The sequence below is a fragment of the Reichenbachiella sp. MALMAid0571 genome (assembly GCF_040151475.1).
In the GTDB taxonomy this organism is placed as follows: Bacteria; Bacteroidota; Bacteroidia; order Cytophagales; family Cyclobacteriaceae; genus CAXBNB01.
Genome location: NZ_JBDKWG010000107.1, coordinates 39229 through 57961 on the forward strand (window position 1 = coordinate 39229; position 18733 = coordinate 57961).

At 39.7% G+C, this 18733-nt stretch carries 11 protein-coding genes; 9 read left to right on the forward strand and 2 right to left on the reverse strand.

Annotation, left to right across the window (positions count from 1 at the left end; all coding sequences use genetic code 11):
- Positions 1–18: 18 nt before the first annotated feature.
- Entirely contained in the window at positions 19–879 is an 861-nt protein-coding gene (locus AAOP42_RS05645; RefSeq protein WP_349527492.1) for a bile acid:sodium symporter family protein, read from the reverse strand.
- A 239-nt stretch (positions 880–1118) separates the two neighbouring features.
- Between AAOP42_RS05645 and AAOP42_RS05650 the strand changes: the two genes are divergently transcribed.
- From AAOP42_RS05650 to AAOP42_RS05690, 9 genes are all read left to right on the forward strand, one after another.
- On the forward strand, positions 1119–1796 hold the full coding sequence (locus tag AAOP42_RS05650; RefSeq protein WP_349527493.1) for a hypothetical protein: 678 nt from the start codon (positions 1119–1121) through the stop codon (positions 1794–1796).
- 181 nt (positions 1797–1977) lie between these two features.
- Positions 1978–3030: a sugar phosphate isomerase/epimerase family protein gene (locus tag AAOP42_RS05655; RefSeq protein WP_349527494.1), complete on the forward strand. Its 1053-nt coding sequence runs from the start codon at positions 1978–1980 to the stop codon at positions 3028–3030.
- 168 nt (positions 3031–3198) lie between these two features.
- On the forward strand, positions 3199–4803 hold the full coding sequence (locus tag AAOP42_RS05660) for a sulfatase family protein (RefSeq protein WP_349527495.1): 1605 nt from the start codon (positions 3199–3201) through the stop codon (positions 4801–4803).
- A gap of 183 nt (positions 4804–4986) precedes the next feature.
- Positions 4987–5886: a hypothetical protein gene (locus AAOP42_RS05665; RefSeq protein ID WP_349527496.1), complete on the forward strand. Its 900-nt coding sequence runs from the start codon at positions 4987–4989 to the stop codon at positions 5884–5886.
- Positions 5887–6006: 120 nt separating this feature from the next.
- Positions 6007–7071 carry a Gfo/Idh/MocA family protein gene (locus AAOP42_RS05670; protein WP_349527497.1) on the forward strand — a complete coding sequence of 355 codons (1065 nt, stop codon included), beginning with the start codon at positions 6007–6009 and terminating at the stop codon, positions 7069–7071.
- A 203-nt stretch (positions 7072–7274) separates the two neighbouring features.
- Complete coding sequence (locus AAOP42_RS05675; protein WP_349527498.1) at positions 7275–9140, forward strand: tetratricopeptide repeat-containing sensor histidine kinase; 1866 nt, start codon at positions 7275–7277, stop codon at positions 9138–9140.
- Complete coding sequence (locus AAOP42_RS05680; RefSeq protein WP_349527499.1) at positions 9137–9883, forward strand: LytR/AlgR family response regulator transcription factor; 747 nt, start codon at positions 9137–9139, stop codon at positions 9881–9883. The genes AAOP42_RS05675 and AAOP42_RS05680 overlap by 4 nt, the downstream gene beginning before the upstream one ends.
- 107 nt (positions 9884–9990) lie before the next feature.
- Positions 9991–15432, forward strand: coding sequence for a LamG-like jellyroll fold domain-containing protein (locus AAOP42_RS05685; RefSeq protein WP_349527500.1), 5442 nt, complete (start codon positions 9991–9993; stop codon positions 15430–15432).
- 189 nt (positions 15433–15621) lie between these two features.
- The gene (locus tag AAOP42_RS05690; protein ID WP_349527501.1) at positions 15622–17397 is read left to right on the forward strand and encodes an SGNH/GDSL hydrolase family protein; all 1776 of its coding nucleotides are present in this window, start codon (positions 15622–15624) and stop codon (positions 17395–17397) included.
- A 32-nt stretch (positions 17398–17429) separates the two neighbouring features.
- On the opposite strand, the gene AAOP42_RS05695 is transcribed toward AAOP42_RS05690, so the two are convergent.
- On the reverse strand, positions 17430–18728 hold the full coding sequence (locus AAOP42_RS05695; RefSeq protein ID WP_349527502.1) for a dihydrolipoamide acetyltransferase family protein: 1299 nt from the start codon (positions 18726–18728) through the stop codon (positions 17430–17432).
- Positions 18729–18733: the final 5 nt, after the last annotated feature.

Here is an 18733-nt window from a genome sequence, read left to right on the forward strand (position 1 = left end):
ATTCTGATTCGTCAGGAATCATGATTTATCTATTATTTTTGATCCAAAGTAAATTGCTACGCCTCCTGTAAAAAACATCAGGATACTATAGATGGCAGGGGCTATTGCAAAAGCAGAATTTCCAAGCAAGACTATAGCGATTGAAATCGCCAGAGTTCCATTTTGAATGCCGGATTCTATGGAAATCGATATGGCTTTATCATTTTTAATTTGAAACAATCTTGATGAATAGAAACCGACCAGCATGGTAGCAACATTGAGAAAAAAAGTAGCTATTCCGGCTTCTCTGAAGTAAAAAGCCAGATTGTCTTTGTCTTTGATAAGTATCCCAATGATTACCAGTGTAATTACAATACTGGATGCTATCCTCACAGGTTTTTCCATTCTTAAAGCAAAACTTTCCTTGTATCTCCTTATAATCATACCTATTGATACCGGAATCAGTATTATCACCATGATTTGGATAATCGTTTGAACAACATCCAATTGAATAACTTGTCCTTTTTCAAGGAAATGTGTCAGACCGAAATTGACAATAAACGGAATGGTGACGATCGTGATAAGACTACTTAAGGCCGTAAGCGTGACGGACAATGCTATGTCTCCTTTGGCTAAATGGGTAATCAAATTAGACGTAGGGCCTCCGGGACAGGCTGCCAGTATCATTATGCCAACAGCAATTTCAGGCTTGAGTGGAAATATGGAAGCCACAGCAAACCCTATGATTGGTAAAATGATGATTTGATTTGTCAAGCCTACAAGTACGGCTTTGGGGTATATCAATATTCTTTTGAAATCATCTGCTACCAATGATAAACCCATTCCCAGCATGATGATTATAAGTGAAACGGCCAGGAAAATAGTTGAGCCTTTATCCATGTTGTATAGTTTTAGTTGAACTGGTAATATATAAACTTATTGGAACTATTTCTTATATGATATATGCCAGGGATTACAATATTTTACACAAATAAGGTATGCTATTTCCTGTTAAGGAGGAATTTATGTTTTATTGATTTTGTTGTTTCAGTTAAAAGTCAATTATTTATCTGCTTCTTGGGCAGCTATATAGGATTAATCAATTAATTTTCCTGATATTTTTATATAATAGCTGTAAGGTGAAACAATCTTTTTTTCTGGTATTTATTTTTCTTTTTACTTCAATGCTTCCAAATGGGCTATCGGCTCAGGATGAGCAGGGTAAGAAAAAGGAGGTGTTTTTTGGGATAGAACCATCTGCATATAAAGGAGATTTGAGTGACAGTTTTGAGAAATGGTCTATGGTGTTTCATGTTGGTATTAAATTTAATCGATTCAAAAAGATGAATGGAAATTTTGTCCTAACCATTGGTTCTGTTACCGGACAAAACATTAATTATAGTTATGGAGACGGTAGTTTACCTACCCCTAGCCCTAATAGGTTTTTCACGACAAAAGTAGTTGGGTTAAACTATGAGCTGCATTACAATTTTATAAATTGTGAAAAAATAAAAGTATATGCTTCTCAAGGGATTGGAGTGTTAAGGTTTAACCCTCAGGATGAGTTCAATAACAGTCTGGTAGATCAATTGTTTACCCGGTCATCCAGCGAAACTTATGGTACCATCACCTTGATGCTACCAACACAAATCGGAGTATTATATACTTTACCAAATCAATATTCTGTGGGAATGCAGGCTGGTTTTGTAAATACGCTGACTGATTATCTGGACAATATTTCAGCATGGGGAAGTAAAAAGGGAAATGACAACATTCTTTCAGTAAAGTTTGAAATTCATATACCTGTTTCTTTCTAGCTTCTTTGGGCAACTTTATAATTGTTGTTTTTCCGGTTTTGGCAAAGGTCAAAATTGTTTTAAATTGTTCATTCGTTTAAATTCGAATTCTGGAGATGTTTAGACCACTCAGGAAAGGAATAATTTATGATCTCCTGATTTTAATGACATTGAATCTTAAGTATAATATTTAAATAACAGTATGAACACTATAAAAGGACCTGCCATTTTTTTGGCGCAATTCATGGACGACACTGAACCGTTCAACAATTTGAAAAGCATCTGTAAATGGGCTGCAGATTTAGGATATAAAGGCGTGCAAATCCCTACATGGGATGCCCGTGCAATTGATCTTCAAAAAGCTGCTGAAAGCCAAACCTATGTAGATGAGATTAAGGGTATAGTGGAAGATACCGGAATGCAGATTACGGAGTTGTCCACACACTTACAAGGGCAATTAGTAGCTGTTAACCCTGCTTATAGTGCGATGTTCGATGGATTCGCTCCTGATAGTGTAAAAGGTGACGATAAAGCGAGAACTGCCTGGGCGGTGAATCAATTGAAAATGGCGGCTAAGGCTAGTAGGAATTTTGGAATAGATGTACATGCTACATTTTCCGGGGCTTTGCTGTGGCATACTGTTTATCCATGGCCTCAGCGTCCTGCCGGACTGGTAGAAATGGGCTTTAAAGAACTGGCTGCACGTTGGTTGCCAATATTGAATGAATTTGATACACATGGAGTGGATGTGTGTTACGAACTTCATCCCGGTGAAGACTTGCATGACGGCATCACTTTCGAGCGCTTTTTGGAAGCCACCGGAAATCACAAAAGAGCCAATATACTATATGATCCAAGTCACTATGTATTGCAACAATTGGATTACTTACAGAACATTGACATTTACCATGAGTTTATCAAGATGTTCCATGTGAAGGATGCGGAATTTAATCCGACAGGAAGAGCAGGAGTGTATGGTAGCTTCTCTGACTGGGTGGACCGACCGGGAAGATTTAGATCACTTGGAGATGGGCAAGTGGATTTTGCAGGGATTTTCTCCAAACTGTCTCAATATGGATACGACGGTTGGGCCGTGCTGGAGTGGGAGTGTTGTATCAAAAGTGCTCAGCAAGGAGCAGAAGAAGGGGCTCCTTTCATAAAGAAGCACATCATTAATGTAACAGAAAAAGCATTTGATGATTTTGCTGGTGGAAAACCAGACGAAGAGTTGAATAAAAAAATATTGGGATTGTAGTAATCTTTTTTGACTGCAATTTACTGACACCCTTATTTTCTGTAACAGGAAAGTAGGGGTGTTTTATGCCAATTGTAATTGAAATCAATCCTTATTCCTTTCAATTTGAATGGATTTGGCAGTTGTGCAAACTAAGTGCTATTTTTAAAGAAAAATTAAACTAGCAAAATGAAACAACTTTCCGATACGTTCAGACTAACCAGCTTTATAACATTGGCTTTGATTTTGTATTCCTGTAATTCAAATACTAAAACCACAACCGAAGAAAAACCTCCAAATATCCTATTCATCATGTCCGATGATCATGCTTTTCAGGCAGTGAGTGCATACGGACATGGATTGAACAATACGCCCAATATTGACAGGATTGCAAAAGAAGGAGCTATTTTCAATAAAGGATTTGTGACCAACTCTATCTGTGCCCCCAGCCGGGCGGCTATGTTGACGGGTAAACATAGCTTTGTCAATGGGAAAGTCGATAACATGCAACCATTTGATTGGGAGCAACCCAATTTTGCGAAGCTGTTGCAACAAGCCGGATATCAAACGGCTCTTATAGGAAAGATACATTTGAACGGACTTCCCTTAGGTTTTGATTATTCGAGTGTATTGCCTGGTCAAGGAAATTATTACAACCCGGATTTTATTGAAAATGGTGTGAAAAAAAGATTTCCCGGATATGTTACCTCCATTACGACCGATCTGGCTTTGGATTGGTTGGATAAAAAACGTGACAAGGAGAAACCCTTTCTTCTACTCTACCATCAAAAAGCTCCTCACCGTAACTGGAAACCAGAGGAGAAATACCTGACACTTTTTGATGATAAAACTTTTGATCCTCCGGCTAATTATTTTGATGACTATGAAGGCAGAGGTACTGCAGCCCACCAGCAGGAAATGCAAGTGGATGGGCATGCCAAATGGGGTCATGATTTTAAAATGCTTGTCGATCCCAATGGGGATTCTACCGGATTTGATAAAGAACTTAAGAGGTTTGATGAAAAACAACTTGCGGCATGGATGGCTGCCTATACTCCTAAAAATGATGCTATGAAAGCAGCAAAACTGGAAGGAAAAGAATTAGGAAAATGGAAATACAATCGATACATCAAAGATTATCTGAGAACAATTCAGTCCGTGGATGATGGCGTAGGGCAGGTGTTGGATTATTTGGATGAGAATGGACTGACCGAAAACACGATTGTGGTTTATACATCTGATCAGGGCTTCTATCTTGGAGAGCACGGATGGTTTGACAAACGCTTTATGTATGAAGAGTCACTTCGTACGCCATTATTAATGCGTTACCCTAAAGAGATTAAGCCCGGAGGTCAAATCAATCAATTGATACAGAATATAGATTTTGCACCTACTTTTTTAGATTATGCCGGAGCAAATATCCCGGAAGATATTCAGGGAGAATCTTTCAGGAAAATAGTGAGTGGAGAATCTTCAGAATGGAGAGATGCCATCTATTACACCTATTACGAATATCCATCGGTACATATGGTAAAGCGCCACTATGGAGTAAGAACCGATCGCTACAAACTAATGCATTTTTATTACGACATAGACGAGTGGGAAATGTATGACCTGGAAAAGGACCCGTCTGAAATGAAAAACGTGTATGATGATCCTGCCTATCAGGCGGTAAGAGAAAGTATGCATGAAAGGCTTGTGGAAATGAGGAAAAAATATGGAGATAGCGACGAAAATGATCAGATGCATCTGAACAGATACCTAGAGGCCATTAATAAGAGGAAGAAAGGTTAAATCGAAATGGTAGAACAGCAAGAGCTTCCTGAAAAGGAGGCTCTTTTTGTTTTGTGATTTTTTTCAATCAAATACTCAACCCAGCATCACCGCCATTACTTTTTCTTTGTAAGTATCAATTTCCGGTACTTTGAAATCTTGAACTAACTTTACTAAAATCATAAATTCTAAGAAAGATCAGACATGTCTAAAGAACTCGTATTGTTGTTACTCATTTTTTGTTTTGTAGCATGTTCGGAAAAGAACAAACAACTGAGTCAGAATCCTTCACCGATGGAGGAACATATCAGAGCTCATAAAAGAGTTGATGGTTTCGGATGTGAAGGAACTCGTTTTAAACTGGAGGATGTTTTTTCAGTGCCTATTGAAGTTTATATTCCCGGTCACTTGACTAAAAATGACACTGTGGCTTTGGTATTCCATTTTCATGGAAGTTCGAAAGTCACTGAATGGGCCGCTTGTGATGGGAAAAAGAAATATGTGGTAGCAACTGTTAATTTAGGTAGTGGTTCGGCCAAATACGAAAAACCACTTCTTGATCCAAAAGTCGTAGATGATATGTTCAACCAGGCTCAGCATGTATTATTTAAAGAATATGGTTTTTCAGTAAAAAAAAGATTTATTACTTCGTTTAGTGCCGGATATGGAGCCGTTCGTGCTTTGTTGAGCAATCCAGTGTCTTTCGAAAAAATAGATGGAGTGCTGTTACTTGACGGGCTTCACACTGATTATATTCCTGACAAACAACTACTTTCCAACGGAGGGAAACTTAATGAAGACAAGCTTCAGCCCTTTTTACAATTTGCCAGAAAGGCTGTTACAGGTAACAAAAGGTTTGTTTTTACGCACTCATCCATATTTCCTGGTACTTATGCCAGCACTACCGAATGTGCCGACTACCTGATCAATGAGTTGGGATTAAAAAGAACTTCAGTATTGGAAGAAGGTCCGTTGGGTATGCAGCAAGTTGGCAACACCAATCAGGAAAGATTACACATCATAGCATTTGCTGGCAACACTGCACCGGATCATGTAGATCATTTGCATGGGCTTTCTGATTTTATTCAGCTTTTGGACAATTAATTTTTAAACCTTACTGGTTTCTTTCTGAATTGTCTATTATTTCTCGTAAAGAACAAATAATTTAGAGTGATTGGCTTTTTATTCCAATCAGAAAATAGTTTGTACAATACATAAAATACGATGAGTAAAATAAGAATATTAGTTGTTGGGTGTGGAAATATGGGGGCAAGTCATGCCTTGGCCTATCATCAATTGGACGACTTTGAAATCTGCGGCATTGTTAGCCGGGGAAATAGCAATGCGACATTGAATGATAAATTAGGCGGTAAATATCCGCTGTATAATTCCTTCGATCAGGCACTTCAAGACTCGAATGCTAATGCTGTTTGCATTTCTACTTATCCTGACACGCATGAGGAATATGCAGTGAAAGCATTTGAAAAAGGTTGCCATGTTTTCTTGGAAAAACCTGTAGCTCCGACATACGAGAGTGCTTTTAATGTTGTGCAGGCAGCAAAGTCAGCCAATAAAAAGCTTGTGGTAGGGTATATATTGAGACATCATCCTTCATGGGTGAAGTTTGTGGAGTTATCACATGATTTGGGCAAGCCTCTGGTGATGCGAATGAACCTGAATCAGCAGAGTAAGGGAGCAATGTGGGAAACGCACAAGAGTTTGATGCAATCCATGTCACCCATTGTGGACTGTGGTGTGCACTATGTGGACGTTATGTGCCAAATGACAAAATCAACTCCGGTAAGTGTTAGTGCTATTGGGGTAAACTTGAGTTCAGAAATAGATAAGGAAATGTACAATTATGGTCAGTTGCAGGTGAAATTTGCAGACGGAAGCGTTGGTTGGTATGAAGCAGGGTGGGGGCCAATGATGAGCGAAACGGCATTTTTTGTCAAAGATGTGGTTGGCCCAAAAGGATGCGTGAGTATAGTTGCCGAACATACAGGAGTAGCTTCAGATAATATTGACATGCATACACAGACTCAGCAATTAAAAGTGCATAAAAGTGACCTGGATAAAGAAAACAAGTTTGTTTATCCTGACCAATTTATCAATCTTCAAGACGAACCAGGTCATAACGAACTTTGCAAAAGAGAACAGCAGTATTTTCTCAAATCCATACAGCAGGATGTGGATTTGACGGATCACATGCAGGATGCTTTGAGTAGTTTGCAAATTGTGCTGGCAGCCGATCAATCCATAAAGGAAGGGCGGACTATTGTGCTCTGATGTTTTTCTATCCAGAATGAAATTGATTATTCCAAAGGAATTTGTTCGTTTCAGAAGTTCAGACCAGAGTTTCAGAAATATGTAGCGTTAATGTTTCTATAGTTTGGATAGTATTACGCTGTGAAATTGTAGTTGATGCAGGCTACATGTTCGCAACAAATAGAGCATATTTACTATTTGTAAGATTTACTCCATTCCTAAAAATGAGAAAAATATTATTGATGCCTTTTCTGTGGTTTTCATTTTGCGTTACTGCGCAGGAGAACAAGCAAGATAGTCTGATTCAGGCATTGGAAATCCGGCCACAGAAAGACAGTATTAGAGTGGATGCTTTGATAGAGGCTGCCAACTATTACCAGTTCAAAGAATTTGAAAAAGGCTTGCCTTATATCAATGAGGCGTTGGAAATAGCACAGGAAAAGGAGTTGTATGTTCGTCAGGGTATTGCTCTAAGAAGTTTGGCTGCCTATTATTTGAGAAAGGGCTTGTACGATAGGGCTATTGATCAGGCAATAGAGTCTTTAAGGGTTTTAGAAAAAGAACATAACAAAAGTGAAACATTGCTTTCCAATAGTCTGCTAGCCAGGTTGTATAGAGACAAGGGTTTTTTAGATAAAGCTCTTGAAATAAATATAAAGAATGCATTACTGGTAGAAGATGATCCTGAAAGTGCTGTGAAAGCCAGGTATTATTTCGATTTGGGCAATTCCTACAAAGAAATGAAGCTTTATGGCAAGGCAGAATCAAATTATAAGATAGCTCTGGAAATTACAAAGAATGTAAACTTTGTGCCTGGTCAAATGATGCTGGGGCTTACTTTGGGTCAACACTATAAAAGTATGGAAGCGTTTGACAAGGCCAAAATTCACCTCAACAAGGTATTGCCATATTATGTTGAACAGAAACAAATGAGCAATGTAGCACTGGTTTATTATGAGTTAGCAACTATCAGTTCTATGGAAGGGAAGCATAAAGAATCTATACCACTCTACAACAAATCACTTGACATCTATAAGCAAATAGGGAAATTATATTTTGTTAAAGAGATCAATCAAAGGCTTTTCATTGCTTACAATATTGTAGGTGATCCGGATAAAGCGAAGGAAGCCAATGAGGTTTATAACTTAATGAATGACTCTATTGATAATCAGAAAACGGACAAACTCATAGCGGATATGAAGACCAAATATGAGACCGAGCAAATTGCTGCAGAAAAGGAACTGGCTGAAAACCGGGCTGAGCTGGCTGAAGCAGAGAGCAAGCAAAATCTCATTCTGTTTATTGCTGCTGTAATCATCACAATACTAATTATTGTGAGTGCAAGCTTTTACCTGTTGAGAATCAAACAGGCAAAAAAAGCAGAAATGATGGCACTGCAATTAAAAGAATCTCAAAAACGACTGGCACTCGAAAAACAATACCGTGATAGTGAACTCAAGGCATTAAAAGCCCAAATGAATCCACATTTCATTTTTAATGTCCTTAATTCTATTCAGGAATTTATCATTTTGAATAAAAAAGATTTGGCAAGCGATTACTTAGCCACTTTTGCCGAATTGATAAGGAGCTATCTGCACTTTAGCAATCAGGGGTATATTTCACTGGCAGATGAAATAGAAACACTTCGAAAGTATCTGGAATTGGAAGCACTCAGATTTGGTGACGGTCTGCAATACTTTTTTGATATAGAAAAAGGAATAAATAGTGAAAGCAAGTATATCCCAACCATGATCATACAACCGTATGTGGAAAATGCAATCAAACATGGATTATTTCACAAGAAAGAATCAAAGTCTGTCAGGCTGTCTTTTTACTTACCCGAAGAGAATGTTGTACAATGTATTATTGAAGATGATGGTATAGGCAGAACCCAGGCAAAGGTAATTGAGGGTAAAAAGAATAAAGCATTCAAATCGTTTGCTACTGAAGCGACTGCCAGCAGGTTGGAATTGTTCAATCAGATGACCGTCAATAAAATAGGCGTAGAAACTATTGACCTGTTGAATGATGAAAAAAAAGCAGTCGGTACAAAAGTGATATTAACCATTCCATTGATTAAGAAACAATGAAAGCACTGATTATAGACGATGAGTTAAAAGCCCGGAATTTATTGCGCATACTGGTAGAAGAAAACTGTAAGCGTATAACTCAGGTATTTGAAGCTGAAAACTTAATGAATGGTGTTGAGTTGATCAAAAAAGAAGAACCTGAAATTGTCTTTTTAGATATAGAAATGCCAAATCATTCGGGGTTGGAGATACTGGAGTTCATTAATAAAGAAGACTATAATTTTGAAATCGTTTTTACTACAGCCTACAATGAATACGCCATTCAGGCCATTCAGCTTTCAGCATTGGACTACATTCTGAAGCCGGTAAGTGCAGGCAAAGTGAAAGCGGCAGTTGATAAGGTTGTTGAGTTTTTAGGCAAATCAAAAATCAACCAGAGACTGGAAGAACTCAAACAAACCTTCAAATCCAATACTTTCAGAAAGATAGGTCTTCCGGTCAATGATGGCATTAGTTTCGTGTCATTTGATGACATCATTCTGATGGAAGCAGAAGGCATGTACACTCACATTCATACGATAGATGAGAAATTGCTTATCAGCAAGCCTCTCAAGTATTTTGTGGAAATGCTCCAAAACATAGACCTGTTTTTTCGGCCCCATCGTTCTTTCCTTATCAACCTGAAATACATCAAGAAATATGTGAAATCTGATGGAGGATACATTATGATGGACAATGACAAGTCGGTTTCGTTATCAAAAGACAAAGTAGAAGAGTTTATGCAATTGATGCAGGGAATCTAATACCTGATTACTTTAGCAGTTGAAAGCGGAAGTTCAGAAGTTAGCACCTCTTGCAGGTTCAGTTCAATATTAGTTTTGGTTTAGTTCTTTAATAAACCAGAATGAATATGAAAACGAATCTTACCCTAGTGCTAATATTGTTGTTATCAATAACGGCTCATTCACAAGTTCCATTTTCGGAATATCTTTTTACCTCAGCATCCCTCCAGAATACCGGAAGTGTTGTAAATAGCTTGGCACATACCGGAAGTACATTAACTGGAGTCAATGACAGAGATGGTTTTGCTGATAATGCCATTTCACTCAATGGGGATATACTACAGGAACAAGCCGGTGAAAATCGAACCAATTTTTCTGTGAGTTTCTGGATCAAGACCAGTACCAATGACGCCAATCCGAGATACATATTGGATCAGTGGGGCGGAAATCCCGGAGGAAAAGGCCCAATCGGCTACCGTGTAATTTTAGAAAACGGTGAATTAAGAGCATTCGGGAAATTTTATGTGTACAATCAAAACATACATTTTATCTCCAATAACATCAATACAGCGGGAGGCACCATCGCCGATGGTGAGTGGCACCATGTCGTACTCACCATGTCCTCATGGTCACGTTCTACGCTTAATGGCAGCTTCCCCAATGTCAGTCATCGGTTGTTCGTAGACAATGTATTGCAGCAGCTTGCCACTGTAGAGATTCCTACAACTGGGGGCACAGGCCGCACAGTGGATACCGTTCCTTTGTCTATAGGTAATATTCAAGATCAAAGCGCAGAATTCAGCTATGAAGATCAAATAGATGACATTCGGATGTACACCAAGAAGCTAGAAGAGGCGGAGATCGCTACGATCTATGAGCAACGCACTTCGCTTGCCAAAATCTATGTAAAAAGTGATGCCGTGGGCAATAACGACGGTTCTTCCTGGACGGATGCTTTTACAAGCTTGAAAGCAGCAACAGAATACGCCACTGCTCCGGGCGATGCGATATGGGTGGCGCAAGGTGTCTATAAAGCAGACGCTTCGGATCGGACAGCTAGTTTTATTCTTAATAAAGGTGTGAAGCTTTTTGGCGGTTTTTCAGGCACTGAGACGGAACTCTCAGAAAGAGATTGGCGGGCAAATCCTACTGTATTATCTGGTGATTTGAATGGAGATGATGATAACGATATTTCTTATACGAATACACTACGTAGCGAAAACACATATCGAATAGTCTATGTAGCGGGTGACAATATCTTGATTGATGGAGTCATGATCACAGGCGGTCAAGCCAATAATACCGTCAACAATGACTACAACAGAGGAGCTGCCATATTCAAAAGAGCAGATGTTAAAAACCTTACGGTAAAAAACACCATTATCCACAAAAATGTATGCAACAGAGAAGGCAATGTTCATGTGCCTTTTACCGCAGGTGCTGACAATACTTTGAGGGTTGAAAACTGTATCGTCAATAACAATTTTGCCCGTTATGGTGGTGGTTTTGCTGCTTCTGTGGAAAATGGTGCCACTTTGGATGCGAAAGTATATAATTCCCTGTTTCATGCCAATGTCGCCGGAGATATCTCGGCTGGGGATGGTTTTGCTGGAAGCAGCTTGTACTTTGCAGCCAATGCCGGTCGCATAGATATTGCAGTGATCAATAGCACTTTTACGGAAAATGAAGACTTAGGCACCAATGCATCCAACGACAAGGGGACGATAGTGATCAGAAGACTGAACGACAATGGCACATCGATAGCCAATGCGACTTTTCACAACAATATTTTCTACAACAACTTGAGCTCCCCAGTGGTGGTAAATGAACAAGTCATTGGTTTTATGAACCGACCTACCACTAAACTAACCAGCTTAACATTTTCCTATAACATTTCCAATCAAACGGATTTATCGACCAAAGCAACACTCGCTACCGTCTCGGACAATATCAATCAAGACCCGATGTTTTCGGATGCCGTTTCTCAGGATTTCACGCTCACTACAGGTTCCCCAGCGATTGATACAGGTAGCAATGATCAATTACCAGATGATTTGTTTGGAGATATTTCGGGCAACAAAAGAATCCATGGTGGCATGATTGACATGGGAGTGTATGAGAGCGGGTCTACTCCGAGAAACAATGTGGCTCCTACAGCAACTGCGCAAAATATCACCGCTCAGCTAGAAAGCAATGGAGAGATTACCATATTGGCATCACAAGTAAACAATGGCTCAACAGATGACGATACACCCGATAATGAACTAATCTTTAGTCTGGACAAAGCCACATTTACCTGTGAGGACTTGGGAGCAAATACGGTGATATTGACAGTAAAAGATGCAAGCCGAAACATAGCCACTACAGAAGCCATAGTGACTGTGACTTCCAATATCAATGACGAAACCGTGAGCATAGCCGATGATTCATTTTGCACAGAAGCAAGTACAACAGTTTCAACAGGCAGTTCTGTCAGTGGCATCAATTATTTCTTGAGAAATAGTGCGGACAACAGTGTGATAGACGGACCGATTCATGGAACTGGAGATGCCTTGGGTTTCAATACAGGAACAATAACTGAGAACACCACTTTCAATGTTTATGGGGAAGTGCCTCCAGTGAACGGAGTATCCGGAGGTTTAGATTTCGACGGTACCAATGATAATGTCAATACGACTTATACCTTTGGAACCACCAATATTTTCACAATCGAAGCATGGATTTTTCCAAGTGCCACTTCATGGCGCAGATTGATTTCTAATATGGCTAGCGGTAGTGTTGGATCAAATGTGGGCGATTTCATTTTGGACACCTTTGGCTCTCCTGACAATGGCAAAAACGTAAGATTTACTCTAGATGGTGAGGCTGCCGATATCCAATTGTATGCTAACCAAGTCTTAACACTGAACGAATGGAATCACGTTGCGGTGACATTTAACAATGGATTGACTAAGATATTAGTGAACGGTGTAGAAGTGGCATCTGTTAATAATCCGGCTGTCTCTCGCATTCTCGGAACCTCAAGGCCTGTTAATTTAGGTGCGCAAAAAGCTAGCCCTGCCAGATACTTCGATGGAAAAATGGATGAATTCAGAATCTGGACTGTGGCCAAAACGAATGCAGAAATTTCTGCGGGGATGAATAAATGCTTGAAAGGAACAGAAAATGGACTGACCGCTTACTACAATTTTGAAGATGGAGAAGGTACACAACTGATCGAGCAAGTAGCTGGTAAAAATGGCACATTGGTGAATTTCGAAGAAACAACCGTTTGGGCAGAAGGTCCGGAGTTGCTTTGTGGAGCAGGTTGTGGTTTCCAAATGACTCAGGAAGTAACTCTGAATGTAGGCGATGATGTAGCACCAACTGCTGTAGCTAAAGATGTCACCATCTATCTGGATGAATATGGTACAGCTACTTTGACTATTGAGGATGTTAATGATGGTTCGTCAGATAACTGTACTGTAGATACCGATCTTGAATTGAGCATAGATAAAGAATTTTTTTTTAATGTGAACCTTGGCGCAAATACCGTAACGCTTACTGTGACCGATGAGAGTGGCAATGAGTCAACGGCAGATGCTACAGTAATTGTAGCAGACAATTTGGCTCCTGAAGCGATAGCTCAAGACTTATCGATACAATTAGATGCGAATGGTAATGCAACCATTACCTCAGCGCAAATAAACGATGGATCAAATGACAACAGTACTGTCACTTCCGACTTGATATTGAGCATTGATAAAAATACATTTGATTGTAATGACGTTGGGGAAAATGTGGTTACCCTTTCGGTAGAAGATGCTTCTGGTAACACATCCACTGCCACTTCTTCTGTAACCGTAACAGAGACCATCGCTCCGATGGCTGTGGCTCAGGACATAACCGTATTTCTTGATGTAAATGGATTGGCTTCTATCCAGGCATCAGACATTGACAATGGAAGCTCAGACAACTGCGGAGTGGATCAGGCGGCATTGGATGTTACTGAATTTACTTGTAATGATTTGGGCGCAAATACGGTAACACTGACCGTAACTGATGCTTCAGGAAATTCAAGTACTGCCACTGCAACGGTAACAGTAGAAGACAACATTACTCCAATTGCTATTGCTCAGGATATCATAGTACAACTGGATGCTACTGGAGAAGTAACCATTTCTCCGGAAGACATTGATAACAATTCATCAGACAATTGCTCTATTGTTAGTTCTTCTTTGGATGTTAATGGCTTTTCTTGTAATGATATTGGTGCAAATGCTGTGATACTTACCGTAGTTGACGGATTCGGAAATAGTAGCACAGCCTCTGCTATAGTAACCGTAGAAGATAATATTGTGCCTGAAACTAGAGTAAAAGACATTTCCATAAGATTGGATGCTAACAATTCAGCAACACTAACTATTAATGATATTGATGATTTTTCTACAGATAATTGTTCAGAACCTCTTTCTTTTAGTATTAGCACGAGCACTTTTAACGAAAGCAATCTGGGCGCAAACACAGTCATATTAACAGTTGAAGATGGTAGTGGAAACAGTAGTACTGCCAATGCTATTGTTACTGTATTGGAGTATAAAAAATCTCAGACCATAACTTTTACTGCACCAACAGGAAAGACCTACGGAGATGATGATTTTGGGTTGGCAGCAACTGCAAGTTCTATGTTGCCTGTTGATATTTCGATCGTAAGTGGCCCTGCTGTTTTTTCCAATAACATGGTGTCTATAACGGGGGCAGGAGAAGTGACAATAGAACTGACACAAGAAGGAGACGATGATTATTTGCCAGCACCAACGGTACAGGAAAGTTTTATTGTAGAAAAAGCACCGCTTACCGTTACTGCAAAAGATCTTACCATAACTTATGGAGATGCTATACCTGGCTTCACCTTTGTTTATGCTGGATTTGTAAATCAAGAGGATGAGTCGCATTTGTCGGAAGAACCTTCTATTTCTACTACTGCGACCGCTGGTAGTAATGCAGGTGTATATCCAATTGAATTGTCTGGTGGAGTTGCAACAAATTATTTATTGACATTGGTCAATGGAGAATTGAGCATAGAAAAAGCAAATCAAACCATTACTATTGTACCCATAGAGGATAAATTAAGTGAAGAAATACCATTTAGCGTTGAAGCAATGGTTGATTCCAATTTAGAACTTACTTATGATATAACTGGTCCAGCTACCATTTCAGGCAATCTGGTGAGTTTGACAGGAGTGGTAGGTACGGTGGTTATTACGGTATCACAGGTTGGTAATGAAAATTATAATGCAGAGACAGCATCAGTTTCCTTTGAGGTAGCTGTTCCAGCGGGTCTTGAAGATGGGTTAGTAGGAATCAATGTTTATCCAAATCCTTCAAGCCAATACCTGAAAATTGAAGGGTTTACTTCTAAGGATATCCAGATAGAAATGTTTGATTTAAGAGGTGTGCCAGTAGTTAGCAAGCTTTTGAATGGTGTGAATAGGGAGGTGGATGTAAGTAAACTACAAACAGGTATATATCTATTAAGATTACAATCAGAAAATCGCTCCACAACAACAACTATTCTTATCAACAGATAAGGGATAGCGTGACATTTTTTTGATCAGAAAAGGCATTCAATATGGATGCCTTTCTTTTTTATGTAACTTGTTTGGGAGGGTTTGATTATGAAAGAATTGGGGGTGTTTGCATTTTAATTATTACTTTAGAATTCAGGTTCTCAACTTTTTCAATCGGATACAATTTTTCGAACATCATACCTTTCAATTATGACCTATAAAAAATACGCTTTTGTTCTACTATTATATGGTTTGGGATATTTTTCATTTGCTCAGGAAAAAACAGAAATTAAATGGTGGAATCCTGCCCAAAACGATTTCCCTACTGTGGAGGGGCAGGTATGGATTGGTGAAGTGGAATCTTTTTATGACAGGTTGCCGCAGCGTGCCAGGGGAGTTGTAAGAGATGCAGTTTGGAACTTATCGAAGCACTCTGCCGGATTGGTCATCAGGTTTAGCACTGATGCGAGTCAGATAAAAGTACGATACGGTTTGGGTGGAAATTTGGATATGCCTCACATGCCCGCAACTGGTGTGAGTGGTGTTGACCTGTATGCAAAAAATGGTGAAGGTGAAGTGTATTGGCTCAGAGGGAACCGTTCGTTTGGTGATACCACCAGATACGATTTCAATCAAATAGATGGAAAAGAAAAATATCATGACAAGGGAAGGGAATACCAACTCTACTTACCGTTGTACAATTCAATAACATGGTTGGAAATAGGAGTGCCCGAGGGGGCATCATTTGATCCGATTCCGTTGAGAAAGGAGAAACCTATAGTAGTGTATGGTACCTCTATAGCACAAGGAGCTTGTGCTTCCCGACCGGGCATGGCTTGGACCTCTATTTTGCAGAGAAATATGGACAGGCCATTGATCAATCTGGGTTTCTCTGGCAATGGAAGGATGGAGGATGAAGTAATTGACCTTCTGAGTGAAATTGAAGCAAAAATATTTGTGCTTGATTGTCTGCCAAACCTGACGCCTACCAAAGACAGAACTATCGAAGAAGTAGAGCAACGTATCAAAAAATCAGTACGGACTTTAAAAGAAAAACGTCCAAATATTCCGATTCTATTGGTAGAGCACAGTGGATATTCGGATGGAGGTTTAATTGGCGAACGCCATGCAGTTTACACCAAATTGAATGAAGTGTTACGTCGATCTTATGCTGATCTGAAAGCTGAAGGAATCACTGAGTTGTTTATTCTTCAGAAAAGTGAATTGAATTTAGGAATTGACAGTTATGTAGATGGCACACACCCGTCAGATTTGGGAATGCTGTCACATGCTCAGGCTTGCGAACGAAAAATCCGGGAGATTCTTTACGAGCCGATTGGTACAATGTCCACCACCATTCCTGTGACACAGCGTAGAGAGCCGGGGCTATACGAGTGGGAAACAAGGCATCAGGACATTCTCCAACTCAATAAAACCAATCCTCCCAAAGTTTGTTTCTTTGGCAATTCGATTACTCACTATTGGGCTGGTATGCCTAAAGCACCGATAGCAAGAGGTGAAAAATCCTGGAAAAAACACCTTGCTCCACTTAAGGTAGGGAATTTCGGATATGGCTGGGATCGGATAGAAAACGTGCTCTGGAGGATATATCATGACGAACTGGATGGTTTTGAAGCGGAACAGGTTCTTGTTATGTTGGGGACGAATAACCTTGGTATGAATTCCAATGAAGAAATAATCATCGGATTGGAATCGGTCATGGATGCCATTAAGGCACGCCAACCTCACGCTAATATTCGAATGATTGGGATATATCCCCGAAGAGGACAAGAAGCCAGGGTTGTCAAAATAAACCTGATGATAGAACAAATAGCTGATTTGAACAATGTAGATTATACTGATCCGGGGAAGTCTCTTTTGAAAGATGATGGAAAAATCGATGAATCATTATTCACAGATGGTTTGCACCCCAATGAAAAAGGTTACGACCTGCTTGCGCCACTTATTGCAGGGCAATTGAGATAGCAATGTCGTATTTTTTTATTTTTAAGAGAGGATTAGATAACTCTTGTCTCATCAAATTTTTCTAAATAATCGGCTACTCTACGGACAAACATACCTCCCAGTGCACCGTCCACCACTCTGTGATCATAAGAGTGAGAAAGAAACATTTTGTGTCTTACACCTATAAAATCTCCCTGTGGAGTTTCGATGACAGATGGCTTCTTTTGAATGGTGCCCAAGGCAAGAATGCCTACTTGTGGTTGCACAAGGATAGGAGTGCCCATTACATTGCCAAAAGAGCCTACATTGGAAATGGTGTAGGTGCCACCTTCTAAGTCTTTAGGTGTTAGTTGGTTGTTTCTGGCTCTTTTTGCCAGTTCATTTACTTTCAGTGAAATGGCTCCAATACTCAGTTGGTCTGCATTGTGAATCACAGGGACAATAAGATTTCCCGATGGAAGAGCTACTGCCATACCAATATTGATGGCCTTTTTCTTGATGATTTTGTACCCGTCGATAGAAATATTCATCATCGGATAATCCTTGATGGCTCTGACTACAGCTTCGATAAATATAGGAGTGAAGGTCAAAGGTTGTCCTTCTCTTTCCTGAAAAATCCTTTTGTTTTTATTTCTCCATGCCACCACTTTCGACATGTCAGCCTCTACAAAAGAAGTTACGTGGGCAGCAATACGCTTTGATTCCATCATTCGGTCTGCAATCACTTTACGCATTCTGTCCATTTCTATGATTTCATCTTCGCCTGAGAAAATAGCTGGCTGTGTGGTAGCACCATTTGTAGGGGTAGAAATATCTGAATTGGCAGACTTTCGTGAAGCGACATAAGCAAGTATATCCTTTTTGGTTACACGCCCTTCACTCCCGGTTCCTGATATGATTTCAAGTTCGGCTTTGGGTATATTTTCTTCCCGTGCTATGTTCAACACGAGCGGAGAATAAAATCGGGTAGAATCAGAAGTTGATAAACGTTCTGTTTGGTGTGGTACTTCTATGCTTATAGAGTCACTAATATTGGCCACTTCTTCAAGAATCGCTTCAGCGTTTTCTTCGGGATCGGTATCTATCAGTTGCTCATTGACAACTTCTTCCTGGTCTGTTTCGATGATGGCAATGGGATTTCCTACGGATACTACTTCACCCTTTTTTGCGAGAATTTCCTTCAATATTCCGGCATGAATAGAAGGCACTTCAGTATCTACTTTATCTGTAGCTACTTCCAGTACAGACTCGTCTTCTTCTATGGGGTCACCAACTTTTTTCAACCATGAAAGGACTGTACCTTCCATTATGCTCTCACCCATTTTGGGCATTACCATTTCTACTAGAGCCATGTTAT

What these genes read in the sequence shown, in the direction of transcription:
- AAOP42_RS05645 (WP_349527492.1), bottom strand. Translation starts at nt 879, where the DNA reads ATGGATAAAGGCTCAACTATTTTCCTGGCCGTTTCACTTATAATCATC.
- AAOP42_RS05655 (WP_349527494.1), top strand. Translation starts at nt 1,978, where the DNA reads ATGAACACTATAAAAGGACCTGCCATTTTTTTGGCGCAATTCATGGAC.
- AAOP42_RS05660 (WP_349527495.1), top strand. Translation starts at nt 3,199, where the DNA reads ATGAAACAACTTTCCGATACGTTCAGACTAACCAGCTTTATAACATTG.
- AAOP42_RS05665 (WP_349527496.1), top strand. Translation starts at nt 4,987, where the DNA reads ATGTCTAAAGAACTCGTATTGTTGTTACTCATTTTTTGTTTTGTAGCA.
- AAOP42_RS05670 (WP_349527497.1), top strand. Translation starts at nt 6,007, where the DNA reads ATGAGTAAAATAAGAATATTAGTTGTTGGGTGTGGAAATATGGGGGCA.
- AAOP42_RS05675 (WP_349527498.1), top strand. Translation starts at nt 7,275, where the DNA reads ATGAGAAAAATATTATTGATGCCTTTTCTGTGGTTTTCATTTTGCGTT.
- AAOP42_RS05680 (WP_349527499.1), top strand. Translation starts at nt 9,137, where the DNA reads ATGAAAGCACTGATTATAGACGATGAGTTAAAAGCCCGGAATTTATTG.
- AAOP42_RS05685 (WP_349527500.1), top strand. Translation starts at nt 9,991, where the DNA reads ATGAAAACGAATCTTACCCTAGTGCTAATATTGTTGTTATCAATAACG.
- AAOP42_RS05690 (WP_349527501.1), top strand. Translation starts at nt 15,622, where the DNA reads ATGACCTATAAAAAATACGCTTTTGTTCTACTATTATATGGTTTGGGA.
- AAOP42_RS05695 (WP_349527502.1), bottom strand. Translation starts at nt 18,728, where the DNA reads ATGGCTCTAGTAGAAATGGTAATGCCCAAAATGGGTGAGAGCATAATG.